The organism is Corynebacterium ulcerans (assembly GCF_000767685.1).
Classification (GTDB): domain Bacteria; phylum Actinomycetota; class Actinomycetes; order Mycobacteriales; family Mycobacteriaceae; genus Corynebacterium; species Corynebacterium ulcerans.
Genome location: NZ_CP009622.1, coordinates 651,697 through 675,989 on the forward strand (window position 1 = coordinate 651,697; position 24,293 = coordinate 675,989).

Annotated in this window: 18 protein-coding genes, 3 rRNA genes and 1 other RNA gene; 17 read left to right on the forward strand and 5 right to left on the reverse strand. The window is 52.5% G+C overall.

Going from position 1 to position 24,293, the window contains the following annotated elements:
* Nucleotides 1-14: 14 nt before the first annotated feature.
* The 4 genes from CULFRC11_RS03025 (at nucleotide 15) to CULFRC11_RS03040 (ending at nucleotide 3,511) form a co-directional block, all read left to right on the forward strand.
* Entirely contained in the window at nucleotides 15-1,571 is a 1,557-nt protein-coding gene (locus CULFRC11_RS03025) for an acyl-CoA carboxylase subunit beta (protein ID WP_013910998.1), read from the forward strand.
* Nucleotides 1,572-1,580: 9 nt separating this feature from the next.
* Nucleotides 1,581-1,844 (forward strand): hypothetical protein, encoded by a 264-nt coding sequence (locus CULFRC11_RS03030; protein ID WP_013910999.1) that lies wholly within the window; start codon nucleotides 1,581-1,583, stop codon nucleotides 1,842-1,844.
* Between the two features lie 24 nt (nucleotides 1,845-1,868).
* Nucleotides 1,869-2,231 (forward strand): biotin/lipoyl-containing protein, encoded by a 363-nt coding sequence (locus CULFRC11_RS03035; RefSeq protein WP_013911000.1) that lies wholly within the window; start codon nucleotides 1,869-1,871, stop codon nucleotides 2,229-2,231.
* A gap of 95 nt (nucleotides 2,232-2,326) precedes the next feature.
* Nucleotides 2,327-3,511 carry a S1 family peptidase gene (locus CULFRC11_RS03040; RefSeq protein WP_038620392.1) on the forward strand — a complete coding sequence of 395 codons (1,185 nt, stop codon included), beginning with the start codon at nucleotides 2,327-2,329 and terminating at the stop codon, nucleotides 3,509-3,511.
* Nucleotides 3,512-3,583: 72 nt separating this feature from the next.
* Here the strand turns inward: CULFRC11_RS03040 and hisN are convergent, their stop codons facing one another.
* Complete coding sequence (hisN, locus tag CULFRC11_RS03045; RefSeq protein WP_023635316.1) at nucleotides 3,584-4,390, reverse strand: histidinol-phosphatase; 807 nt, start codon at nucleotides 4,388-4,390, stop codon at nucleotides 3,584-3,586.
* A gap of 44 nt (nucleotides 4,391-4,434) precedes the next feature.
* Nucleotides 4,435-5,319 carry an inositol monophosphatase family protein gene (locus CULFRC11_RS03050; protein ID WP_038620394.1) on the reverse strand — a complete coding sequence of 295 codons (885 nt, stop codon included), beginning with the start codon at nucleotides 5,317-5,319 and terminating at the stop codon, nucleotides 4,435-4,437.
* A 189-nt stretch (nucleotides 5,320-5,508) separates the two neighbouring features.
* Here CULFRC11_RS03050 and prfB point away from each other — a divergent pair, with 189 nt between their 5' ends.
* Nucleotides 5,509-6,612, forward strand: coding sequence for a peptide chain release factor 2 (gene prfB / locus CULFRC11_RS03055; RefSeq protein WP_014525462.1), 1,104 nt, complete (start codon nucleotides 5,509-5,511; stop codon nucleotides 6,610-6,612).
* Between the two features lie 38 nt (nucleotides 6,613-6,650).
* Here the strand turns inward: prfB and CULFRC11_RS03060 are convergent, their stop codons facing one another.
* Together CULFRC11_RS03060 and CULFRC11_RS03065 are read right to left on the reverse strand one after the other, a co-directional pair.
* The gene (locus CULFRC11_RS03060; protein WP_023635318.1) at nucleotides 6,651-7,124 is read right to left on the reverse strand and encodes a P-loop NTPase family protein; all 474 of its coding nucleotides are present in this window, start codon (nucleotides 7,122-7,124) and stop codon (nucleotides 6,651-6,653) included.
* Nucleotides 7,125-7,171: 47 nt separating this feature from the next.
* Nucleotides 7,172-8,800, reverse strand: coding sequence for an AbgT family transporter (locus tag CULFRC11_RS03065; RefSeq protein ID WP_023635319.1), 1,629 nt, complete (start codon nucleotides 8,798-8,800; stop codon nucleotides 7,172-7,174).
* A 301-nt stretch (nucleotides 8,801-9,101) separates the two neighbouring features.
* On the opposite strand from CULFRC11_RS03065, the gene ftsE reads away from it, so the two are divergent.
* From ftsE to CULFRC11_RS03085, 5 genes are all read left to right on the forward strand, one after another.
* Nucleotides 9,102-9,791, forward strand: a complete 690-nt coding sequence (gene ftsE / locus CULFRC11_RS03070; protein ID WP_014836108.1) for a cell division ATP-binding protein FtsE — start codon at nucleotides 9,102-9,104, stop codon at nucleotides 9,789-9,791.
* Between the two features lie 21 nt (nucleotides 9,792-9,812).
* The gene (ftsX, locus tag CULFRC11_RS03075; protein WP_013911008.1) at nucleotides 9,813-10,715 is read left to right on the forward strand and encodes a permease-like cell division protein FtsX; all 903 of its coding nucleotides are present in this window, start codon (nucleotides 9,813-9,815) and stop codon (nucleotides 10,713-10,715) included.
* Between the two features lie 122 nt (nucleotides 10,716-10,837).
* Nucleotides 10,838-11,329 (forward strand): SsrA-binding protein SmpB, encoded by a 492-nt coding sequence (gene smpB, locus CULFRC11_RS03080; RefSeq protein ID WP_013911009.1) that lies wholly within the window; start codon nucleotides 10,838-10,840, stop codon nucleotides 11,327-11,329.
* 138 nt (nucleotides 11,330-11,467) lie between these two features.
* Nucleotides 11,468-11,849, forward strand: a transfer-messenger RNA (tmRNA) gene (ssrA, locus tag CULFRC11_RS10990).
* A 439-nt stretch (nucleotides 11,850-12,288) separates the two neighbouring features.
* A complete protein-coding gene (locus CULFRC11_RS03085) occupies nucleotides 12,289-13,011 on the forward strand; it encodes a carbonic anhydrase (protein WP_023635321.1) in 723 nt (240 codons plus the stop codon).
* A gap of 70 nt (nucleotides 13,012-13,081) precedes the next feature.
* Here CULFRC11_RS03085 and CULFRC11_RS03090 read toward each other — a convergent pair whose 3' ends face one another.
* Nucleotides 13,082-13,843 carry a hypothetical protein gene (locus CULFRC11_RS03090; RefSeq protein WP_023635322.1) on the reverse strand — a complete coding sequence of 254 codons (762 nt, stop codon included), beginning with the start codon at nucleotides 13,841-13,843 and terminating at the stop codon, nucleotides 13,082-13,084.
* Nucleotides 13,844-14,300: 457 nt separating this feature from the next.
* Here CULFRC11_RS03090 and CULFRC11_RS03095 point away from each other — a divergent pair, with 457 nt between their 5' ends.
* From CULFRC11_RS03095 to rrf, 7 genes are all read left to right on the forward strand, one after another.
* Entirely contained in the window at nucleotides 14,301-15,293 is a 993-nt protein-coding gene (locus CULFRC11_RS03095) for a siderophore ABC transporter substrate-binding protein (protein WP_023635323.1), read from the forward strand.
* 115 nt (nucleotides 15,294-15,408) lie between these two features.
* Nucleotides 15,409-16,374 (forward strand): ABC transporter permease, encoded by a 966-nt coding sequence (locus CULFRC11_RS03100; protein WP_023635324.1) that lies wholly within the window; start codon nucleotides 15,409-15,411, stop codon nucleotides 16,372-16,374.
* Nucleotides 16,367-17,425, forward strand: coding sequence for an iron chelate uptake ABC transporter family permease subunit (locus CULFRC11_RS03105; RefSeq protein WP_023635325.1), 1,059 nt, complete (start codon nucleotides 16,367-16,369; stop codon nucleotides 17,423-17,425). Before CULFRC11_RS03100 ends, CULFRC11_RS03105 begins: the two co-directional genes overlap by 8 nt.
* Entirely contained in the window at nucleotides 17,422-18,177 is a 756-nt protein-coding gene (locus tag CULFRC11_RS03110; protein ID WP_023635326.1) for an iron ABC transporter ATP-binding protein, read from the forward strand. The genes CULFRC11_RS03105 and CULFRC11_RS03110 overlap by 4 nt, the downstream gene beginning before the upstream one ends.
* Nucleotides 18,178-18,949: 772 nt before the next feature.
* Nucleotides 18,950-20,469: ribosomal RNA gene (locus CULFRC11_RS03115) — 16S ribosomal RNA — on the forward strand.
* A 370-nt stretch (nucleotides 20,470-20,839) separates the two neighbouring features.
* Nucleotides 20,840-23,925, forward strand: a 23S ribosomal RNA gene (locus CULFRC11_RS03120).
* Nucleotides 23,926-24,039: 114 nt separating this feature from the next.
* Nucleotides 24,040-24,156, forward strand: a 5S ribosomal RNA gene (gene rrf / locus CULFRC11_RS03125).
* Together the 16S, 23S and 5S rRNA genes form the textbook arrangement of a ribosomal RNA operon.
* The last annotated feature ends 137 nt before the right edge of the window (nucleotides 24,157-24,293 follow it).

The following is a 24,293-nucleotide window of genomic DNA, read 5'->3' on the forward strand; positions in this document are numbered from 1 at the left end:
GGAGAACCGAAGACATGTCTCAAGAACCTACTATGTCTGAGCGCCTAGACCAGCTCGCTAAGGCTCGTCATGAGATCGAGCTAGGCGGCGGCGAAGCCAAAATCGAAAAGCAGCATGAAAAGGGCAAACTGACAGCTCGTGAGCGCGTCGCAGCGCTTCTCGACGAAGGCACATTCCGCGAAATCGGCATGTTTGCCAAGCACCGCACCACTCACTTTGGCATGGATAAAGCAGTCGCACCAGCAGACGGCGTTGTCACTGGCTCGGGAGCGATTTTTGGTCGTGCCGTCCACGTAGCATCGCAGGACTTCACCGTGATGGGCGGATCGGCTGGCGAGACTCAGTCCAACAAGGTCGCAGCGATGATGGAAGCTTCTGCGACCACTGGAACTCCTTTCATCTTCATCAACGACTCCGGCGGAGCACGCGTGCAAGAGGGAATCGACTCCCTTTCGGGCTACGGCAAGGTGTTCTACCAGAACGTTCTTCTTTCCGGACTCGTACCACAGGTTTCGATTATCTCGGGCCCATGCGCTGGAGGCGCTGCATATTCGCCTGCTTTGACTGACTTCATCATTCAGACTCGTAAGGCCAACATGTTCATCACTGGCCCTGGCGTGATTAAGTCGGTCACGGGTGAAGAGGTCACCGCAGATGCTCTAGGCGGAGCAGACGCTCATATGTCTAAGGCCGGAAACATCCACTTCATTGCTGATGATGACGAGCAGGCGATCCTCATCGCGCAGAAGTTACTGAGCTTCTTGCCACAGAACAATACGGAAGAACCACCAGTTGTTGAGCCAGATCCAATCGTTACTCCCGATGAGGAGCTGCGGGAGATTGTTCCGGTCGATGGAAAGCGCGGTTATGACGTTCGCGATATTATTTCGCGCGTTGTAGACCGTGGCGACTTCCTTGAAGTGCAGGCTGGATATGCACAAAACCTCGTCGTGGGATTTGCCCGCATCGTAGGCCGTACCGTGGGCATTGTGGCTAACCAACCAAACGTGATGTCCGGTGTGCTGGACATCAATTCCTCGGACAAGGGAAGCCAATTCATCCGTTTCTGCAACGCCTTTAACATCCCGCTGGTGACTTTTGTGGACGTTCCAGGCTTTATGCCGGGTGTTGCTCAAGAACACGGTGGCATCATCCGACACGGTGCCAAGATGCTGTACGCGTACTCGGCAGCCAGCGTGCCAAAGATTACGGTGGAGCTGCGTAAATCCTACGGTGGAGCGCACCTAGCTATGTGCTCGAAGGACCTGGGAGCTGACCGCGTATTTGCATGGCCCACTGCAGAAATCGCAGTGATGGGCGCAGAAGGCGCAGTCAATGTGGTCTTCCGCAAGGAGATCGAAGCCGCAGAGGATAAGGAAGCCAAGCGCGATGAGCTCATCCGCCTGTACAAGGAGACTTTCTCCACTCCGTATATGGCAGCCTCCCGTGGCTTGGTTGATGACATCATCGATCCCGCAGAAACCCGCCTGCATATTGCAGATGCGCTTGAGGTCTTGACCAACAAGCGAGTAGTTCGCCCTGCCAAGAAGCACGGCCTAGGTCCGGTATAAGGAGCAACGGTGAGCGAATCAAACAGCGAGCAACTTGCTCAATTAGTCGCGGAACTCTCAGCGCGGCTTGATGCGGCGGAAGCTGAGCTTAAAGAGCTGCGCAAGCGTTCCGACGCTTCCATCCCAGAAGACGTCATCATTGCTATTTCTGCTGCGGTGTCAGCCTTCATGGGCAATCGCGGCACTATTAAGGCAGTCCACTACTCCCGCGAAAGAACGTGGGCAGCGCAGGGACGGCAGAAGGTCCAGCATCACATTCCGGGTCAGCTGTAGGCATCCGAAGGTAGAAGGTAAAACATGAAACTTAACGTGACAGTCAACGGGATCGCCTATTCTGTCGAGGTCGAGGTGGAAGAGGAGAAGCGTCAGATCGCTCCCATCTACTTTGGTGGCGGCTCAGGCGCAACCCATTCTGAACCAGCCAACGCGAGCGTCTCCGGTGTATCGGCAAACGCTGTCGTCGCTCCGCTTGCCGGATCGGTCTTCAAGATCTTGGTTGAAGAAGGTGAAGAGATCGAGGCCGGCCAGGTGCTCCTGATCCTCGAAGCCATGAAGATGGAGACCGAGATTACGGCTCCTAATGCGGGCACCATCAGTAGCGTTCGCGTTGCCGTCGGTGATTCCGTTCAGGGAGGTCAGGCGCTTATTACCATCGATTAAATTCGCGTCGGTGTGGCGGGCTATGCGTACGCTCAAATACATGGTTATATGAGTGGGAAATGCTCGTCTGAATAGCGAAAAGGAAGCCTCGGTACATGCGAAACCGCAACCACCATACCCGCCGTTTGTTTATCACAGCAGCAATCACAGGGATGGCGGTCTTCGGTTCGCCAGGTGCCGGGGCTTCTGAGATTATGCCGCAGCAGGCTCCGGTTTCCACGTGGGTGAATCAGGTGGCTGAGCAGCTGCGTGGAGCAGGCATCGTTGCCCCTCCTGTAGACCCTGCAGCGGTTGCCTCTGCAGACGCAGCGGTTGCTCGTATACAATCTGACATGGACGCTTTTAATGCGAATGTTCAAGCAGCAGGGGCACAGGCACAAGCAGCTCTAGGACAAGCGTTGCAGCCTCATAAGCCACAAGCTATTCATCAGACACCGACTCCGCGTGCACATACCCAGCCAGTGCACAAAGATGCGCAAGGCCGTACGATCCCCGAGGTCGTACAACGGGAAAAGACCTTTGAGCCCATCATTGATGGCCCTAACTATCACTGGCGCACGGATCTACTCTCGCAGTTCATGGCACAACACCCCGGGAAAGTCCTCAATCGGGTAGCCGGTAGCTGGTTCAACTCGCCAGATATCCCAGCTGAATCCTTAGCCGCAGAACAACGCGGGATGTCCCTGTACGGCCCAGGAACCCCTGTGTATGTGGGAAAGCATTCTCTGTGTACCGTCGCTGCGACGGGACACGATGCCGCAGGGCGCGCAGTAGCCATTACCGCGGGGCACTGTGGTGCAGTGGGGCAAAGCGTGGAATCCGCTGACTCTTGGAGGATTGGTCCAAGCGGAACGGTTGCCGTTCGCGGTGAACATTTGGACTATTCGGTTATTGAGCTTGGTTCTAATGCGCAGGTAACCAATGAGTACAACGGGACTCGCGTTAATTCGGTGGGAGGCCACAACCCTAATGCCGGAGAAACAGCATGCAAGCAGGGTGTGGCCACCGGACACTCCTGTGGACATATCTGGACTAAAGACGCGCGCACCTCAATGTCACAGATCTGTGCTCGCCAGGGCGATTCTGGTGCACCGGTGATCGTGGGAGATCGCGTCGTGGGGATCATCAAGAGAGGTGCTATCAATAACCAAGCTCTTGCATGCCATACCCCATGGCAGGGGCCGATGTTCATGCCTACGATTTCCACCAATATGGATGCCGTTATCGCAGATATAAACGCCAAGAATGGTGTTGGCGCTGGCTTTAAAATCGTGAAATAGAAGATAAAACAAAGGGCAGGTGTCGCTGAGTAAACAGCGGACACCTGCCCTTTTAATAGTTAATCTTGGGAGCTAATCACATGACTCTTGTTTTTGCGTACCCAAAACATCCAGCGCCGGGGCGTGGAGTAGGCCGTTGGACGCAATCGCACTACCGCCGTGCGGTCCTCGTTCACCCGTGAGAGAGGTGAAAGTGCCGCCGGCTTCCTCTACCAATACGGTTAAGGGCGCTAGGTCCCAGAGTGAGACCTCCGGTTCTGCTGCGATGTCCACCGCGCCTTCTGCGACGAGACAGTAAGACCAAAAATCTCCAAAACCACGTAGTCGCCACGTGCGCTCGGTTAAGTCAATAAAGCGCTCGTCCAAACCTAGGGTTTGCCAACCGCTGAAGGAAGAAAACGAGAGGGATGCGTGGTCTAAGTCTGCAACGTGAGAGACCGACAGCCTTGTGGGGGTTCCGCCGTTGAAGGTGCGCCATGCCCCTTGACCGGAGGCCGCCCACCAACGGCGCGCTAGAGCTGGCGCTGTGACCACACCGACTACCGGGGTGCCGTCGACAAGCAAAGCGATAAGCGTTGCCCAGGCAGGGACGCCTCGCACAAAGTTCTTTGTGGCGTCAATGGGATCAATGACCCACTGTCGTCCCTTTAACTCCACGTCACCGCCAAATTCCTCCCCGAGGATGGCGTCGTCGGGGTAACGCGCGGTGATGAGTGCTCGGAGGGCCTTTTCGCAGGCGAGGTCGGCATCGCTTACGGGGGTCATGTCTGGTTTGGAATCTACAACCAGGTCGCTTGAGTCGAAGCGTTTGAAGGTTATCGCATCGGCGGCGTCAGCAAGTGATAGAGCAAATTCAAGATCAGAATTATAAGAAGTCATACACACCAGCTTTCCTGAGATGCGTTGTAAAAACTAGGGTCGGATTAATTCGCAGGAGGTAAGGTGCGAAGAATCGTTGCAATTTCATCAGCTGCCTGCGGATTCGCAGCAATACACCAGGTCACACCCGCGGCTTCAACTTTGATGCACGTGCCGCCTACGCCTTCCACGAGAGCACGGCCGGGGAGCCAATCCCAATCCTGGACAGTGTGTTGGACATAAGAGCCCAAGGCGCCGTCAGCAACTCCACCCAGGTCAACCGAACCCGCCCCGATCATTCTCCAGCTGAGGAAGCTCTGTGCGAGGGAAAGCCATGCGTTAAGCAGTGCCGGCTCAGCGATGAAAGGAGGGTTGAGATACGTGGCCATGCTGATGAGCTCAGTGGATTTATTCTCTAACGCTGGCAAGGCTTTGCCGTCGCGGGTTGTAGGAATATCTTTGCCACCAAACCAGGTGTATCCCATCGCAGGCCTGTGTACAGCACCGAAACAGACCTTATCCGGATGCGCAGGATCGCCTTCTACCAGTGCAAGGGCGGAACACCAATAATCTGAACCGCTAATAAAGTTATAGGTTCCATCAACTGGGTCGATGACCCATGTGCGTCCGGAGGTTCCAGCTTTGTGGGTGCCTTCTTCGCCGAGGATGCCGTCTTCCGGCCGAAGCGCGCTAATCACACCTGTGACAAACTGCTCGGCTGCACGATCTGCATCCGTGACTACGTCGGAGAGGGAGGTCTTAAAGTCTGTAGATACTCCCTGCTCGCGCATCCTCCACGCCAAGCGGCCCGCATTGAACACCAGCGCTTGTGCTAGGTGCTCATCAGAGTCTTGATCGTGGGCGATAACAAAAGTCTTGGTGATCGTTGCGATCATGTCAGCTAACGAGGAATGTAATGCAGTATCCCGAGGTTGATCCATATCTACCATTGTCACCTTTTCCCAGGAGAGTTGCCAACCGTGGCGGAGTAACAACCCCACAAAACATGAGGAATAGGTCCTTGGATTTAGCTTCCTCGCTGATTATCGCAGCACAGTGTCTATTTGTCTGTTAAAAAGCAGCCGGAACAGCGGGTGCAAAGCAGAAGATGGATATGTATCCTGCTAAACTAGTTCTTCATGCGCCCGGAAATTCTCGCTGCTCTCAATGAACTTGATGCAACCTTGACCACGATCGAAAAGGTCATGGACCCCGAGGAATTAGCATCGCGCGTCCGTGAGCTGGAGCAACAAGCCTCCGACCCCACGTTGTGGGATAACCCTGACCATGCTCAGAAGGTGACCACGGAGCTATCCTCGGTGCAAGCACAGCTGAAGAAACTTACAGGCCTGCGGCAGCGTATCGACGACATCCCGGTGATGTACGAACTCGCCGAAGAAGAGGGCGACGGCACCGAGCTTGCCGACGAAGAGCTGGCCGAGCTCACCGCAGAGATTGAGTCTCTAGAAGTGAAAACCATGCTATCCGGCGAATATGATTCCCGTGAGGCCGTGATCAACATTCGCTCTGGGGCAGGCGGCGTTGACGCTGCAGACTGGGCAGAGATGCTGATGCGCATGTATGTCCGCTGGGCGGAAAAGAACGACCGCAAGGTCGACATTTATGACATCTCTTATGCGGAAGAAGCGGGTATTAAATCAGCGACGTTCGTTGTCCACGGTGAATACATGTATGGCCAGCTCTCTGTGGAGCAAGGCGCACACCGGCTAGTAAGAATTTCTCCGTTTGATAACCAAGGACGCCGCCAGACCTCATTCGCTGAGGTCGAGGTTCTCCCGGTGGTTGAGCAGACGGACCACATCGACATTCCAGACTCTGAAGTGCGTGTGGACGTCTATCGTTCCTCCGGGCCCGGCGGGCAGTCCGTGAATACCACTGACTCGGCTGTGCGGTTGACGCATATTCCTACGGGGATCGTGGTCACCTGCCAAAACGAGAAATCCCAGATCCAAAACAAGGCGTCTGCCATGCGAGTTCTCCAAGCTAAACTCCTGGAGAAGAAGCGCCAAGAAGAGCGAGCTGAACTCGATGCCCTGGGTGCTGGTGGCAACGCCTCGTGGGGAAACCAAATGCGCTCCTACGTGTTGCACCCGTATCAGATGGTGAAAGATCTGCGTACCAATTATGAAGTCAATGATCCGCAAAAAGTGCTCGACGGAGACATCGATGGCTTGTTAGAAGCCGGCATTCGCTGGCGTATGGCACAGCAGCAGGAACAATAACGAGGGGAAGCCCTGGAGAGGGGCGTCGAGAAGCTATGCTATCGACGGCGAATCTCAGTTTTTCCCGGATACTTCTTCGCGATCTCCAGGTAGTGCTTGCGTTTTGCCCTTGTACACGAGTCCCACAGCACCCATGTAAGGAAAGTAAAGTCAACTTTCTCCGGGCATCCCGCTGCCATATCTGGTCGCGTTGTGCCGTAGTAGCAGGCTAAACGACGCACAACTCGCCATAATCTGATCACGCGCGGTGCGAGAATCACGATGATGCGATCAGCCTCAGCTAGTCGACGCTCCTCAGATAAAAGCGAGTAGTTGCCGTCGATGATCCAATCACTATGCGTGTTGAGAAACGACTCGGCGTCTGCGGTTTCTTCTGCGAGGTTTCGCTCCACCCAGTCGGCTGAAAAATGAACCGAATCAAGATGCAAAACTGGGACATCCAGCTGGGCGCCTAAGCGGCGGGCAAGCGTTGATTTTCCGCCGCCGGAATACCCCATAATTGCAATCTTCATCGCTTGAGGATAGCTCAGAGTAGCAGCTTAGCTCTTAGAATTTGGCCTTATCCATAATGAATAGGTGTTCCAGGGCCGATAGGAATACCCAAGAAGTACCACAAGACAAAGAACAAGAACCATCCCACCAGCATGGATATGGAATAGGGAAGAGCTAGGGACATGAGGGTTCCCACACCCGCAGGCTTGTAATAGCGCTGGAGGAACGTCAGTGCTAGAGCAAAATAAGGGCTCATAGGAGTAATGATGTTTGTCGGAGAATCGCCTATGCGGAAGAGCATCTGCGAGACCTCTGGAGAAACCCCTATGTACATCATCATGGGAACAATCACCGGTGCCATAAGGGCCCACTGGGCCGAGCCCGAGGTAATAGCCAAGTTGAGCAAAGCGACCATAGCGACCAGCGCGCCGAATAATACGTAGACCGGCAGGTCCCATTGCTGGAGCAACTCCGCCCCTTTAATCGCAGTCCACATGCCCAGATTTGACCATTGAAACCATGCCAGGAACTGCGCGACCATAAAGAACAAGACGATCATAGGAATGAGAGTTTTGAGCCCACGCCCCATGAACTCGGGAATATCTCCCAGTCTTGTGATCGTTTTAGCAGCAACGCCATAGACGATGCCTAACCCTAAGAACATCATCGCGATGGGAACCGCGATGGCTTTAATCAAGGGGCTCGTCAGTGCTCCCTCTTCTGAATACAGCGGTGACGCTGGGATAAACAGCAGCGCAAAGTATGCGGCAAGCATGAGCACAAAAACACCACCGGTAAACGCAAGGGCGCGGGCCTCGCCAGGATGGAGCTTGATTTCTTCGGCTAAATCGTCATCTGTCTTATCTTTGTGAGATTGCGCGCCGGGAGATCCGTCCGCATTCTTGGAAAACGTGAGCTCGGAATGGTCGATGCGGTCATGGTCTACTAACTCGCGGGCTTTCTTTTTGATAAAAAGCTCAGTGACCAGCGTGATGATCAGAGCGAGCACGATAGATGAGGCCACTACAAAGAAATAGTTTGCCAGGGGAGAAACGTGGTACTCGGGGTCCACGAGTTGTGCCGCAGATGTGGAAATTCCGCCCAGTAGTACGTCAGTGATGTTCAGAATCAGACTGGCGTTAAAACCTGCCGATGATGCAGCGAAGGCCACCATTGCACCCACGATCGGCGATCTTCCCAGTGCTCGAAAGCTCATGGCGCCTAAGGGGATAAGGATGACATAAACGGCATCCGATGCAATAGAACCGGTGACTCCCGCCAGTGCCACAACAAAGGTCAGTGTGCGTGGCCCGACTTTGGCTACCATGGCTCGAATAAGTGCACTAATAAAACCAGAGTGCTCGGCTACAGCGACTCCGAGCATAACTGTGAGGATGACTCCGAGAGGTGGAAAAGACACAAAGTTATTCACCGCCTCAGTAAGCATTGTGCTTATTCCCTCTTTGGTGAGGAGATTGGTGACGGCAACTGGGGAATTGTCCTGGGGATTAATGGCGCTCATGCCAGCTTTTGACCCCACCCAGCTACTGATGGCTACCAGTCCAGCGAGAATAACAAAAAGCCAGAAAGGGTCGGGGAGTAGGTTGCCCACGCGCTCCACAAACCCCAGAAATCCTTTCGGCTTGGGAGGCGCGTCGTGCCTTTTTTCTAGCTTCTGCTCTGAAGTCGTGCTCATTTCTGGGCTCCGATCTTTGGGGAAGTGATGGGCGCCAGTCTAACGCGATAAAAGTGATGCGTCTCATAGATTTATGAAAACTTTATCCATTCGGGGTGATTGAGGGGAGGGGAGATATCTAAACATATAGATGTAATTATGTGTACGGCCAGGGTGGCGGTGTGATATCTCCATGGCGTGGCGCATGTATGGGGTGCGGGGGGGGGGGGCGTCGTTACGCATGGCGCCTGTAGCGCTAAATTCGATCCCATTTGTCACAAACGTTTCAATTGCCACAGTGGTTTGGCTAAGGTGTTCAAGTGTGATCACGTTCGACAAAGTCACCAAGTCATATAAAACGTCTACCAGGCCGGCGCTGGATAACCTCTCGCTCACTATTGATAAAGGCGAGTTTGTTTTCCTCATCGGCCCTTCCGGCTCGGGAAAATCAACCTTCTTGCAGCTCATGATCAGAGAGGAGAACCTCACGAGCGGTGATCTCTACTTGTCCGATTTTCACGTGAATAAGCTGCATGGCCGGCAAATTAACAAGCTGCGCCAGCACATCGGTTACGTCTTCCAGGATTTCCGTCTTTTGCAACAGAAGACGGTCTACGACAACGTGGCCTTTGCGCTAGAAGTTATTGGGACACGGAAAAGCCGCATTAACAAACTAGTGCCCGAAACTCTTGAGATGGTGGGTCTTTCTGGAAAAGCACACCGTATGCCTCATGAGCTTTCTGGCGGCGAGCAACAGCGCGTGGCCGTAGCCCGCGCCTTTGTCAACCGGCCGTTGCTTTTGCTTGCCGACGAACCCACCGGCAACCTGGATCCCGAAACTTCCGACGGCATCATGGTTTTGCTGAACCAGATCAACAAGACGGGTACAACCGTGGTTATGTCCACTCACAATGCGAGGGCCGTCAATGACATGCGCCGTCGTGTTATTGAACTGAACCTGGGCAAGCTCGTGCGTGATGATGCCCACGGTGTCTACGGCGAAGCTCAATAGATGCAATAGGTAAGGAACCTCATGAAACTTGGATTTGTATTCCGAGAGGCCTTCCGCGGGCTCGGACGTAACATAACGATGACCATTGCGCTCATCATTACCACGGCTATTTCTCTAGCACTTCTGGCTACCGGTTTTCTAGTCACACACATGACTGAAGCCACAAAAAGTATTTATCTTGACCGCGTAGAAGTCATGGTGCAGCTGAACGAGGACATCTCTGCCAATGACAAAGACTGCGCATCGGACGCATGCAAGCAGGTGCGTGAAAAGCTCGACGGACAAGAAGGAATCGAATCTGTTACCTTCCGCAGCCGCGAGCAGTCATATCAGCGTTTTGTCGAGGTTTTCAAGGACACAGACCCGCAGCTTGTCGCAGAAACATCTAAAGATGCACTGCCGGCGGCGCTGCACGTTCGCCTTGTAGACCCGCTAGACACCAAGCCACTTGATGCGGTCCGTGGCCTGGAACAAGTAACCACCATTGTGGATCAGGTAGATGATCTGCGTGGGGCGACGAACAACCTTGACGCTATTCGCAACGCAACGTTCATTTTCGCGGCGATTCAGGCGATTGCGGCAGTGTTCTTGATTGTGAACATGGTGCAAATTGCTGCATTTAATCGTCGTGAAGAAATTTCGATCATGCGCATGGTGGGCGCGTCTCGCTGGTATACCCAAGCCCCCTTTGTGCTTGAAGCCATGATCGCTGCACTCTTTGGCGCTGTGCTCTCCGGAGTGGCTTTGTTTGGCGGCAAGGAATGGGTGGTGGACAAGACCCTTAAGGGACTCTACGATTCCCAGCTCATTGCACGGGTGACGAGCTCCGACATCTGGGCAGTGGCCCCGGTTGTGGCAGTGATCGGAGTGGTCTTTGCAGCGATCACCGCTCAAATTACGCTCCGCTGGTATGTGCGTAAATAACCACGCATGAGCCGCTGGTTGTAAACTGGCGCAGTAGCGTGAGAACTTTAACCTTCCACATCAAGCTGGTGTGGAAGGTTTTTGCATGTGCAAGGCGGGCACAAGGTACGATCAGTGGCATTATGGCGAAGAAGAAAAAAGCTGCAAACAACAATCCTGTGATCGCGACTAACCGCAAGGCACGCCATGATTACAAGATTCTAGAGACCTACGAATGCGGCATTGTCCTCCTCGGTACAGAAATTAAATCGCTGAGAGAAGGCAAGGCCTCCCTTGTCGATGCCTTCGCCACCATTGACGAGGGCGAGGTCTGGCTCCGCAACCTCAACATCCCGATCTATTCCATGGGCTCGTGGACCAACCACAGCCCCAAGAGGACCCGTAAACTGCTGCTGCACCGCCGCGAGATTGACTCGCTGATGGGTAAAGTGCGCGACGGCAACAAGACGCTTGTGCCGTTGTCTCTCTATTTTTCTGGCGGACGGCTCAAGGTGGAACTTGGCCTTGCCCAAGGTAAACAGGATTATGACAAGCGCCAAGACATCAAGCGCAGGACCGAAGAGCGCGAAGTGGTTCGGGAACTTGGTCGCCGCGTTAAAGGCATCCACGCATAAAATATCCCTGTCTTTGCAGCTTATCGACGTCCCCTCGACAGCACGTACCGCAGGAGGACTTGAAGCTGCTCATTGCACGGAGTAGGATAATCCAAACTACGGATATGCTGCACAGCATCCCAATCCGTAGTCGCATGAGGGGCTGATTTTGGTTTCGACTGCGTAGATTGAGCCAGGGGAAGCGTGCCGGTGCAGGCTAGAGACCACCGTAAGCGTCGTAGCAAACTGATAAGCGCCGAGAAGACTCAGCGCGACTACGCCCTCGCTGCCTAATTTGTAGCGACCTGCGTGTCTGTCAGCCTAGGTTTGTCTCTGACCTAGTGTCTGGCATCGACTAAGAGACTTGCTGATTCCATCGTGTCAACGGGGTGGGTCGGGACTTTTACCGATGACTGGGCTCATCATCCGGATGTGTTCGTCCTAGCCGGAGAGCCGAGTAGAGATCTATGCGCGGACTGCGCACGGAGAAGCCCTGGCGAGGTTGCGTAGGACCCGGGTTCAATTCCCGGCAGCTCCACCACCTAACCCCGCTTACCGCCTTGGTAAGCGGGGTTTTACTTATTTACCTGTAAAACACAAAATGCAGAAGATAGATGATGCGCTACAAATATCTTCATATGTGGCCCACACGTGGCATGAAGTACCTATAGAAGGCGAACCTATGGGACGATATTTTGTTGGTCGAGTCTCGCGACATTGACGACATATCGGCTCTGTACATTTATGTTTTCGCACCGATTTTAAGAGAGTTTTCTCACAGATGCTCGTAGTTAGTGCAGCCTTAGATGCTACGTGAATAGGTGTTGCTGTTTTCTCTGCTCACGTGATGTTTCTGCTTTGTTAGTACGGGATTGTGTGTTTGTCTGATCATCGATCCCGTTGTTTGTTTCAGCTCGTCGGCTAGAACAAAAATGCTATACCTTTGAATCAAAAGTACGACTAGAGACTGGAGCTTGCACATGCCTACAAGGAAGTCATACAGCCGTCGCCAGATTTTACAGGCCTTGGGATTCGGGGCGGGGGCCACAGCCCTTGCCGCCTGCACAACTGAGCCAACCAAAGCAGCCAGTGGTACTGGTGATCCTATTATCGATGGGATCAACAAATTTGAAGACTCCACCTACCCGGACAATAAAAAACTCTATGAGGGCTTGGCGGATTCTCAATCCCCGCACACGCTCGTAGTCACATGCTCGGATTCGCGCATCGATGCGGAGACCCTCTTGTCGGCCAAGCCTGGTGAGTTGTTCCACCTACGCGATATTGCCAACATTATCCCGCATGCTAGCAAGCCAGAGTTCGGAGTTCTTGCCCCGGTAGAGTACGCGGTGTCCAGCTTGGGTGTTTCCACTATCGCTGTTATCGGACACTCCAACTGTGGAGGTATGGCAGCGCTGCAGCATCTCGATGAGTATGCACAGAAATTGCCGGCTACTCATGATTGGTTGACCCGCTCAGAGGGAGTGCTCGCCAGCCTCGATGGGGATCGTAACGCTGAAGATTTCTCGCTTCGCCTGGAAAAGGCTAATGCGGCGGCTCAGCTGGATAACTTGATGTCTCACGCTTTTGTGGTGGATCGGGTGAAAGCAGGTGACCTCAAGTTGGAGGCGTATCACTACGACATCGGCAAGGGTGATGTGACCAAGTTTGATCAAGAAAAAGGCATTTTTGTGGATGTCTAGTTGATCTGCTTGATGCACATGGTATGGGAACGGGGCGGCTCACGCCATGTGCAGAACAGGCTGTGTTGTTCTATGCAGCCTGCGCCCTAACATCGGGTTCCGCTGCACGTAGATCAATCCCAAACACGTGTCGGATTGTCGAGATAGCGTTATGGATTGCCCTATGGCACGACGGAGTCTTGGCAAAGGCGCACATACGTCCGGGGTGTTGGGGATGTCTTGCCTTGTAATGGGTTTTTCCATTCTCGACTGTAAAGCCGAATTCTTTCAGAACTAGAAGGAATTCTTTTGTATTTTGGGGCACGGGCCTGCGAGTAGGTTTTTGTGTTTTACGTGGGGGAATAGGTGCATGGTGGCGTCGATAAGCAGGCTTTGTTGTTGATTTTGTAGCGCTTTCTTCGTGCGCGTTGAGCAACGTAGCGCCGTCGGTAGTAAACCAAAAGGAAAAGTTGTCGGCGTAGACAGCGATATGGCGCTCTGTTTGTATCGTGGAACTAGCTTGGGCAATAAGTTCTATAGCGTGGCTGTGCTCAATCCCAAGTTGTTCCAGATCGAGAACGGCGCTGGGTGCAATAGAAAAATTGTCTTTTACCGCGAGGTTGCGCTCGGTTACTGGCGCGGAGCGGAAGCGCTGTTGAAGTGCGTTTATGGATGCTGCCAGGTCTTCTTGAGAAATGGGAGGCTCGTGTGGCGCAACCGGAGTGTGGCTGTGGTGGTCTGTCTGTACCTCTTGGTGATCCTGAGATTTTTGAAGATCACTATGAAAGGCCACCGTGATCAGCATTGCCGCGGCGGCAATCATTAAAAGAACAACGATGACGTTAAAAAGCATGGTGTTTCCTTTCGTACTGTGCGTATGTGCTCAGTATGGGAAAAGGATGTGACATCGATGCTTGCTTGTTGGCCTACATGTTCGAAGAAAGTGGCCGATTGTAGAGAGGCTTTACGGCATCCACGGGAAACGCCTCAGCCGGGGTTGCAGACACCTCACTCCAAGAAAGTTCAGTGAGTCAAACTATTATCTTCATTGCTAACTCCAAAAGTGGGGAAGTGAGTGAATGCTCTACCTCTTTTGGGTGTCTGGGGGTAAGTAAGTTTACCCCCTTATGGGTTCAGGCTTTTGTTTTACTAGCTCGTGACCTGCATGGATAGGGGCGGGGTGAAATGGCCGGCTGAGGGGCATTCAAAATTCTTGTCTTTTCCTGAGGGTCTCTATAGCTTGGATCGAGTGAAAGCAAGCCTGTGCTTACTGAGGCTTGCCAATCCATCTCGATAAGGATAAGGGTCTTATGGTCTCCAGATTTACTAAGTTCGCTGCGGTTTTTACGGCGGCTGGCCTTGCATTGAGCGCTTGTAGCGATTCCGGTACTAAAGACAGCGCTACCAACGCGCAGTCGAGTGCAAATACCGTGACCGTTCAGGACAACTACGGAACAGTCGAGATTAAAACTCCTGTTGAGCGGGTTGTTGCTACGGATAACCGCACGTTCCAAGTTTTGGATCAGTGGGGCGTAACTCCTGTTGCCGTACCTAAGCCGATCGCGCCGTCGACCGTGCCTAACTTCCTTAACAACGATCAGATCGTGGACCTGGGAACTCACCGTGAGCCCAATCTAGAGGCAATGGTGGCTACCGACCCGGACCTGATCATCTCCGGCCAGCGCTTTTCCCAGCACTACAAAGAGATGAAGAAGCTTAACCCCGGTGTCCCTATCGTGGACTTTGAACCTCGCGACGGCGAAGCCTTTGACGCAGAACTTAAGCGCCAAGTGACGGAAATGGGCGTTATCTTTAACAAAGAAGGCGAAGCCAAGAAGCTTGTGAAAGACTTCGAGGATGCCGTTGCTCGGGCAAAGAAGGCTTACAACGGATCTGACAAAGTCATGGCTGTGAACGTATCCGGTGGCGCAATCGGCTACATCGCACCGCATGTTGGCCGTGTATACGGTCCCGTTTTTGACCTGTTGGGTCTCAAGCCTGCCCTACAGATTGAGGGTGCCTCCTCAAACCACAAGGGTGATGACATTTCTGTCGAGGCAATCGCGGACTCGAATCCTGACTGGATTCTTGTTCTCGACCGCGATGGAGCAATCATGGCTGACGATGCAAAGTACACCCCTGCTAAAGACGTGATCGCTAAGAATCAGGCGCTAGCAGGAGTTGCTGCGGTAAAGAACCAAAAAGTACTTGTTGCCCCGCAGGACACCTACCGCAATGAGTCGATCATCACCTACACGAAGATCTTCAATTCGATTGCCGATGCTTTCGAGCAAGGTAAATAACATCTGTGCCGTGTGCGGTGGACTTTATTAAAAGACTGGGGATTGCTAGCCGAGAGGCTGAGCAATCCCCGTTCTGCCGTTCATCACGGGTATTCGCTCGTAGAGCTCGATTTTTATGAAAACACATACTACGCTGATGCAGCGTTTCAATGTCCGCCTTCTTTTGGCCACGTGTGCCGTCGTCGGATTGCTTATAGTGTCTCTTCTCACTGGCGAATATGACATTTTCTCTGGCGGAGAAGTAGACATTTTTGGAATTACTCGGATTCCAAGGACCGTAGCGCTTGTCTTGGCAGGAGCTGCGATGTCTATGTCTGGTCTTGTGATGCAAATGATCACGCAGAACAGATTCGTGGAACCAACTACCACAGGAACTACGGAATGGGCGGGGCTGGGGCTGTTATTTTGCATGCTGACGTTCCCTCAGGCCAGCATTCTGGATCGAATGCTTTCCGCAGTGCTCTTTTCTTTTGCCGGAACAATGGTCTTTTTCCTTTTCTTACGCAGAGTCTCCCTACGTTCTTCGCTAGTAGTTCCGATCGTTGGAATCATGTTGGGCGCCGTGGTTAGTTCGGTTTCTACTTTTGTTGCACTAAAAACTGACACCTTGCAGACCTTAGGGGTGTGGTTCCAAGGAAGTTTCACCTCTGTGTCTAAAGGACAATACGAGGTTCTGTGGGCGGTAGCACTAGTGGTTGTCGCGGTCTTTTTCTATGCGGATCGTTTAACTGCCACGGGCTTGGGGGAAGATATAGCAACCAATATCGGTGTCAATTACAACCGTATGGTGCTCATTGGTACGTCGCTGATCGCTCTTGCGACTGGCGTTGTCACTGTAGTCATCGGCAATCTGCCGTTCTTGGGGCTTATTATTCCCAATTTGGTTTCCATCTTCAGAGGAGATGACCTGCGGGGAAATCTACCGTGGGTGTGTCTGAGCGGAATAGGCCTGGTGACTATCTGCGATCTTCTTTCGCGCACCATTATTTCTCCTTTTGAAGTGCCGGTTTCCGTGGTGTTGGGCATGTTTGGAGCAGTTGTTTTTGTGGGGCTCATTGTGAGGCAGGTTCGACGTGGTTAGGGGACTGGAACAAGAAACAAGCGTGGCTGATACACAGGGCTTAACCGCCAATCGACGATCCGGGGCGTTTCAGACGCGCCGGGAGCAAAAGCGTTATTGGATAATTCTTTCGATCATTGTTTTTGCAGGTTTGTCTTGCGCATTTGGTCTTTTGGTATACAAAAATCCGATGCCTTTTGGTACGCAGCGTTTTTGGCTTATCGCAGAACGCCGAACAAATGCCATCATTGCGATGGCTCTAGTGGCTTTTTGCCAATCCTTGGCCACAGTGGCGTTCCAAACGGTGACAAATAATAGAATCATTACACCGTCGATTATGGGATTTGAGTCGCTATACCGTGTGATTCATACGTCGACAGTGTTTTTCTTTGGTTCCGTGGGGCTTATGCAGTCACGTACTGTGCCAATGTTCCTTCTGCAACTTGCGCTGATGATTGGTCTGTCGATGGTACTTTACGCATGGTTGCTCACCGGTAAGAACTCTAATATGCATGCGCTGCTGCTCATCGGAATTATTATCGGCGCTGGTCTAGGTAGCCTCGCTACGTTTATGCAACGATTGCTTACCCCGAGCGAATTCGACGTGTTAACCGCACGGCTTTTCGGGTCAATCAGCAATGCAGACCCCGTATATTTCCCGATCGCCATACCTTTGGCACTCGTGGCTGGTGGGGCGCTGCTTGTGATGGCAAGGCAGCTCAATCTACTGCAGCTGGGACGCGAAGTAGCAATCAACGCCGGAATGAATTACAAAGTGCTATCAGTACTTACTTTGGTGTTGGTGTCTGTGTTGATGGCTACCTCAACTGCACTGGTTGGGCCCATGACATTCCTGGGATTCTTGGTAGCTACGTTGGCGTATCAGTGTGCGAATACTTTTGACCACAGGTACGTCTTTCCTATGGCATGGGCGTTGGGATTTGTGATCCTGACCTCTGCATATTTTGTAATGAACCATATTTTCTATGCCCAAGGTGTGGTCTCCATCATCATTGAACTAGTGGGCGGAATTATTTTCCTTATCGTCATTCTGAAAAAGGGGCGCCTGTGATTCAGCTAGATCACGTAGCAAAGAACTACAACAGCGAAGTCTCCATCGGTCCTGTGGACCTTGAGATACCTCAAGGCGGCATCACGGCTTTCATCGGCCCTAACGGAGCAGGGAAGTCCACGCTGTTGACGATGATCGGAAGACTTTTGCCTATCGACGCCGGTCAGATCGCCGTAGCCGGCTACGACGTTGCAGCTACCAAATCCAAGGACCTTGCAAAGATTGTCTCCATTCTGAGACAAGAAAATCACTTCATCACCCGGCTTACCGTGCGCCAGCTTGTCGGCTTCGGGCGCTTTCCCTACTCAAAAGGGAAGCTAACCGCACAGGATGAGGAGATCGTTTCTAGGTACATCGATTTTCTTAACCTGCGTCCACTAGAAAATCGCTACCTCGATCAACTCTCAGGTGGACAGCGCCAGCGCGCGTATGTGGCTATGGTGCTGGCACAGGAAACTGACTATGTGCTTCTCGACGAACCCCTCAATAACTTGGACATCGCGCATTCCGTGGAAATGATGCGTCACCTGCGCGATATCGCACGGGACTTAGGACGAACAGTCATAGTGGTTCTCCACGACATCAACTTTGCAGCGCGCTATGCCGACTACATTTGTGCGGTTAAAGACGGAAACGTAGCGCATTTTGGTCCAGTAGCTACCGCGATGGATAGCGAGATACTGAGTCAGATATTCAATACTCCTGTACGAGTCATAGATGGACCCGATGGGCCACTGGCCTGTTACCACTAGCATCAAAGCGCCGTAGGAACTCCTTTCCTACGGCGCTTTGATGCTTTCTACGGCCTTGTTGATTGAACATTGCTTAAAGAATGCGTGAAAAACACGTTCTGACCTGGCAAGTTGTGTGTTCTTTATGTGGTGTGTAACTTTATGTGAGTCGCCGCGACCGACAGCGCCCCTCACAGAGGCAAACACCACGAAGGTGGTTGTGAATCAGTGAGTGTAAGGCGAGAGGAAAACAAGCAGGCGATAAACAAAAATTATTCTTACATCTCAGTACACGCCAATATCGTTGGTGTGTGGGGTGTGGGTGTGTTGTTTGAGAACTCAATAGTGTGCCAATGTACTTATAAATATATTTTATGGTTGACATGGTGATAGCTACGTTTTGTAGTTAAACAATGATGCGTTATCACATGATGTTTTATGTGATGATCACGGTGTACACAGTTTTGGCCGGCAAGTGTGGCTTGCTTGTAAAAATGTTGTGCTAAGGAAATGAGTTGTTTATGCGAAACATGGTTGTGTTTCATGCTTATGGCCCTGTGTGGGTTGTGGTGTGGGATTCCATGTGAACAAACAATAGTCACACAGTGTGTGGGTGTTGGGTGGTTGTTGTGTTGTCTCGTCAAGGCATCGATGATCACTGTTTTTTGCTTTACTTTTTTCATTATTTTTTTGATGAATGATCAATGGATTATTTTTTGTTGGTTGTTTGTTTTTTTGCCAGTTTTGGTTGGGCTTTTCACGAAGCCTGGTTGGTCTTTTATTGGACTGATTTTTTGTGGAGAGTTTGATCCTGGCTCAGGACGAACGCTGGCGGCGTGCTTAACACATGCAAGTCGAACGGAAAGGCCCCTTCGGGGGTACTCGAGTGGCGAACGGGTGAGTAACACGTGGGTGATCTGCCTCGTACTCTGGGATAAGCCTGGGAAACTGGGTCTAATACTGGATAGGACCGCACTTTAGTGTGTGTGGTGGAAAGTTTTTTCGGTACGAGATGAGCCCGCGGCCTATCAGCTTGTTGGTGGGGTAATGGCCTACCAAGGCGTCGACGGGTAGCCGGCCTGAGAGGGTGGACGGCCACATTGGGACTGAGATACGGCCCAGACTCCTACGGGAGGCAGCAGTGGGGAATATTGCACAATGGGCGCAAGCCTGATGCAGCGACGCCGCGTGAGGGATGACGGCCTTCGGGTTGTAAACCTCTTTCGACAGGGACGAAGCTTTTGTGACGGTACCTGTATAAGAAGCACCGGCTAACTACGTGCCAGCAGCCGCGGTAATACGTAGGGTGCGAGCGTTGTCCGGAATTACTGGGCGTAAAGAGCTCGTAGGTGGTTTGTCGCGTCGTCTGTGAAATTCCGGGGCTTAACTCCGGGCGTGCAGGCGATACGGGCATAACTTGAGTGCTGTAGGGGAGACTGGAATTCCTGGTGTAGCGGTGGAATGCGCAGATATCAGGAGGAACACCGATGGCGAAGGCAGGTCTCTGGGCAGTAACTGACGCTGAGGAGCGAAAGCATGGGGAGCGAACAGGATTAGATACCCTGGTAGTCCATGCCGTAAACGGTGGGCGCTAGGTGTGAGGGTCTTCCACGACTTTCGTGCCGTAGCTAACGCATTAAGCGCCCCGCCTGGGGAGTACGGCCGCAAGGCTAAAACTCAAAGGAATTGACGGGGGCCCGCACAAGCGGCGGAGCATGTGGATTAATTCGATGCAACGCGAAGAACCTTACCTGGGCTTGACATATACAAGATCGGCGTAGAGATACGTTTTCCCTTGTGGTTTGTATACAGGTGGTGCATGGTTGTCGTCAGCTCGTGTCGTGAGATGTTGGGTTAAGTCCCGCAACGAGCGCAACCCTTGTCTTATGTTGCCAGCACGTTATGGTGGGGACTCATGAGAGACTGCCGGGGTTAACTCGGAGGAAGGTGGGGATGACGTCAAATCATCATGCCCCTTATGTCCAGGGCTTCACACATGCTACAATGGTCGGTACAACGCGTTGCGAGCCTGTGAGGGTGAGCGAATCGCTGAAAGCCGGCCTCAGTTCGGATTGGGGTCTGCAACTCGACCCCATGAAGTCGGAGTCGCTAGTAATCGCAGATCAGCAACGCTGCGGTGAATACGTTCCCGGGCCTTGTACACACCGCCCGTCACGTCATGAAAGTTGGTAACACCCGAAGCCCATGGCCCAACCAGTTTTCTGGGGGGAGTGGTCGAAGGTGGGATCGGCGATTGGGACGAAGTCGTAACAAGGTAGCCGTACCGGAAGGTGCGGCTGGATCACCTCCTTTCTAAGGAGTTTTATTTTTCCAGCATTCACTGGTTGGTGTTTGTTGTTGTTTATTTGTAAATCCGGGTGGAGCAAAGTTGTGTGTGATTGTGTGCTGCTAATCAGATGGTGGCTGTGCATGGTTGTGTGATGGTGTGTTGTTGTGTTGTGTTGGTTGTAGGATTGTTTGTTTGTTGTGTTGGCATGCTGTTGGGTGTCTGGGATGATGCACTGTTGTGTTGATTCTTGTGGCTGCTTTTGTGCTGGTGATGGCCTGTGTGGGTTGTTGTTGGTGTGGGGGTGGTTGTGTTGTGTGAGAACTGTATAGTGGACGCGAGTAATAATCTTTATTCTTTTTAGTTCTTGGTATTTTTTGTTTGCATATTTTGTGTGTGTTGTTTTTTAAGGGCACACGGTGGATGCCTTGGCATTATGAGCCGATGAAGGACGTGTAAGGCCGCGATAGGCCTCGGGGAGTTGCCAATAGAGCGTTGATCCGAGGGTGTCCGAATGGGGAAACCTGGCCATAGTTATGTGTGGTTACCCTTCAGTGAATTCATAGCTGTTGTGGGGGTTTACGCGGGGAAGTGAAACATCTCAGTACCCGTAGGAGAAGAAAACAATTGTGATTCCGTTAGTAGTGGCGAACGAACGTGGATGAGGCTAAACCATGTGCGTGTGATACCTGGCAGGGGTTGCGTGTGTGGTGTTGTGGGGTGTGTGCGTTAAAAAGGCTGCCATCTTTTTGCTGGTTTGTGCATGTGTTAGCGGAAGTGGTGTGGGAACGCCTGCCGTAGAAGGTGAGAGTCCTGTACGTGAAAGCATGTGTGCGCTGGTTGTGCATGTCCCCGAGTAGCAGCGGGCTCGTGGAATCTGCTGTGAATCTGCCGGGACCACCCGGTAAGCCTAAATACTTGTAATGACCGATAGCGGATTAGTACCGTGAGGGAATGGTGAAAAGTACCCCGGGAGGGGAGTGAAATAGTACCTGAAACCGTGTGCTTACAATCCGTCAGAGCCTCTTTTGTGGGGTGATGGCGTGCCTTTTGAAGAATGAGCCTGCGAGTCAGCGGCATGTCGCGAGGTTAACCTTTTGGTGGGTAGCCGTAGCGAAAGCGAATCCTAACGAGGGTGTTGTTAGTGGCATGTCCTGGACCCGAAGCGGGGTGATCTACCCATGGCCAGTGTGAAGCAGAGGTAAGACTTTGTGGAGGCGCGAACCCACTTAGGTTGAAAACTGAGGGGATGAGCTGTGGGTAGGGGTGAAAGGCCAATCAAACTCCGTGATAGCTGGTTCTCCCCGAAATGCATTTAGGTGCAGCGTTGCGTGTTTCTTGCTGGAGGTAGAGCTACTGGTTGGTTGAGCGGGACTACAATCTTAGCAATGTCAGCCAAACTCCGAATGCCGGTAATGTTATAGCGTGGCAGTGAGACTGCGGGGGATAAGCTCCGTTGGTCGAGAGGGAAACAGCCCAGATCGCCGGTTAAGGCCCCTAAGCGTGTACTAAGTGGAAAAGGATGTGGGATCGCGAAGACAGCCAGGAGGTTGGCTTAGAAGCAGCCATCCTTGAAAGAGTGCGTAATAGCTCACTGGTCGAGTGGTTCTGCGCCGACAATGTAGTGGGGCTCAAGTACACCGCCGAAGCCGCGGCAGTCAACATTTTTTGTTGGTTGGGTAGGGGAGCGTCGTGCATGTGGTGAAGCATTTGGGTGACCGGGTGTGGAGTGTGTGCGAGTGAGAATGCAGGCATGAGTAACGAATGAAAAGTGGAAAACTTTTCCGCCGGATGACTAAGGGTTCCTGGGTTAAGCTAATCTTCCCAGGGTGAGTCGGGACCTAAGGCGAGGCCGACAGGCGTAGTCGATGGATAACCAGTTGATATTCTGGTACCCGTGGTGATGCGACAAGTGGTGAATCAGTGGTACTAACCGCCCATTAATTGCATGTGTTCATACTTTGTGTGGGTGTGTGTGGTTGTGCGTGGGACCTTCGTTGGTAGTAGCCAAGTGATGGGGTGACGCAGTGAGGTAGCCGAGCCACTTATTGGATTGTGGTGTAAGCGTGTGGCCCGTGGCATAGGTAAATCCGTGCTGCATATAGGGTGAGGCGTGATGCGTAGACCTTTTTGGTTGATGTTGGTGATCCTGTACTGTCGAGAAAAGCCTCTAGCGAGTGTCATTATGGCCCGTACCCTAAACCGACACAGGTAGTCAGGTAGAGAATACTAAGGCGATCGGGTGAACTGTGGTTAAGGAACTCGGCAAAATGCCCCCGTAACTTCGGGAGAAGGGGGACCATTGTTGGTGACAGACTGATGGAGCTGACGGTGGTCGCAGAGAATAGAGGGAAGCGACTGTTTATTAAAAACACAGGTCCGTGCGAAAACGTGGAAGTTGATGTATACGGACTGACGCCTGCCCGGTGCTGGAAGGTTAAGAGGACCTGTTAGATCCCTTGTGGGGTCGAAGCGGAGAATTTAAGCCCCAGTAAACGGCGGTGGTAACTATAACCATCCTAAGGTAGCGAAATTCCTTGTCGGGTAAGTTCCGACCTGCACGAATGGCGTAACGACTTCCCTGCTGTCTCAACCACAGGCCCGGTGAAATTGCAGTACGAGTAAAGATGCTCGTTACGCGCGGCAGGACGAAAAGACCCCGGGACCTTCACTATAGCTTGGTATTGGTGTTTGGTTCGGTTTGTGTAGGATAGGTGGGAGACTGTGATACTGCGCCGCTAGGTGTGGTGGAGTCGCAAGTTGAAATACCACTCTGATCGGATTGAGCACCTTAACCTTGGCCCATGATCTGGGTTGGGGACAGTGCCTGGTGGGTAGTTTAACTGGGGCGGTTGCCTCCTAAAATGTAACGGAGGCGCCCAAAGGTTCCCTCAGCCTGGTTGGCAATCAGGTGGTGAGTGTAAGTGCACAAGGGAGCTTGACTGTGAGACTGACAGGTCGAGCAGGGACGAAAGTCGGGACTAGTGATCCGGCACCTACTTGTGGAAGTGGTGTCGCTCAACGGATAAAAGGTACCCCGGGGATAACAGGCTGATCTTCCCCAAGAGTCCATATCGACGGATGGTTTGGCACCTCGATGTCGGCTCGTCGCATCCTGGGGCTGGAGTAGGTCCCAAGGGTTGGGCTGTTCGCCCATTAAAGCGGCACGCGAGCTGGGTTTAGAACGTCGTGAGACAGTTCGGTCTCTATCCGCCGTGCGCGTTGAAACTTGAAGAAGGCTGTCCCTAGTACGAGAGGACCGGGACGGACGTACCTCTAGTGTGCCAGTTGTCACGCCCGTGGCAGGGCTGGTTGGCTACGTACGGAAGGGATAACCGCTGAAAGCATCTAAGCGGGAAGCCTGTTTTAAGATGAGGTTTCTTTTGAGGTTCCCTCTAGACGAGGGGGTTGATAGGCCAGATCTGGAAGAGTGGTAACACTTGGAGGGTGACTGGTACTAATTTACCGATAAACAACCACCTTATGTGGTGTGAATGTGTTGTGCCTGGAGCGTTTAAAAAGAAGAAGAGTTTTGTTGCTTGTGTTCACTGTGCAGTGTCTGACATGACACGTGTGTGTTGTGTTATATAGGATGTGTTGGTGGTTATAGCGTCGGGGGTACGCCCGGTCCCTTTCCGAACCCGGAAGCTAAGCCCGATTGCGCTGATGGTACTGCACCTGGGAGGGTGTGGGAGAGTAGGTCGCCGCCAACCAAAAAATTTGATACAAACAAAAAAATTATGGAGAGTCTAGGTATGATGCCTTACCCTGTGGGGGTGGGTGTGGTGCTTAGACTCTCCTTCTTTTTGTGTACCCACAAACAAACCCCTTAGCACCCCCTCGAATAGAA

What these genes read in the sequence shown, in the direction of transcription:
- CULFRC11_RS03025 (WP_013910998.1), top strand. Translation starts at nt 15, where the DNA reads ATGTCTCAAGAACCTACTATGTCTGAGCGCCTAGACCAGCTCGCTAAG.
- CULFRC11_RS03035 (WP_013911000.1), top strand. Translation starts at nt 1,869, where the DNA reads ATGAAACTTAACGTGACAGTCAACGGGATCGCCTATTCTGTCGAGGTC.
- CULFRC11_RS03040 (WP_038620392.1), top strand. Translation starts at nt 2,327, where the DNA reads ATGCGAAACCGCAACCACCATACCCGCCGTTTGTTTATCACAGCAGCA.
- hisN (WP_023635316.1), bottom strand. Translation starts at nt 4,390, where the DNA reads ATGACTTCTTATAATTCTGATCTTGAATTTGCTCTATCACTTGCTGAC.
- CULFRC11_RS03050 (WP_038620394.1), bottom strand. Translation starts at nt 5,319, where the DNA reads ATGGTAGATATGGATCAACCTCGGGATACTGCATTACATTCCTCGTTA.
- prfB (WP_014525462.1), top strand. Translation starts at nt 5,509, where the DNA reads ATGCGCCCGGAAATTCTCGCTGCTCTCAATGAACTTGATGCAACCTTG.
- CULFRC11_RS03060 (WP_023635318.1), bottom strand. Translation starts at nt 7,124, where the DNA reads ATGAAGATTGCAATTATGGGGTATTCCGGCGGCGGAAAATCAACGCTT.
- CULFRC11_RS03065 (WP_023635319.1), bottom strand. Translation starts at nt 8,800, where the DNA reads ATGAGCACGACTTCAGAGCAGAAGCTAGAAAAAAGGCACGACGCGCCT.
- ftsX (WP_013911008.1), top strand. Translation starts at nt 9,813, where the DNA reads ATGAAACTTGGATTTGTATTCCGAGAGGCCTTCCGCGGGCTCGGACGT.
- smpB (WP_013911009.1), top strand. Translation starts at nt 10,838, where the DNA reads ATGGCGAAGAAGAAAAAAGCTGCAAACAACAATCCTGTGATCGCGACT.
- CULFRC11_RS03085 (WP_023635321.1), top strand. Translation starts at nt 12,289, where the DNA reads ATGCCTACAAGGAAGTCATACAGCCGTCGCCAGATTTTACAGGCCTTG.
- CULFRC11_RS03090 (WP_023635322.1), bottom strand. Translation starts at nt 13,843, where the DNA reads ATGCTTTTTAACGTCATCGTTGTTCTTTTAATGATTGCCGCCGCGGCA.
- CULFRC11_RS03095 (WP_023635323.1), top strand. Translation starts at nt 14,301, where the DNA reads ATGGTCTCCAGATTTACTAAGTTCGCTGCGGTTTTTACGGCGGCTGGC.
- CULFRC11_RS03100 (WP_023635324.1), top strand. Translation starts at nt 15,409, where the DNA reads ATGAAAACACATACTACGCTGATGCAGCGTTTCAATGTCCGCCTTCTT.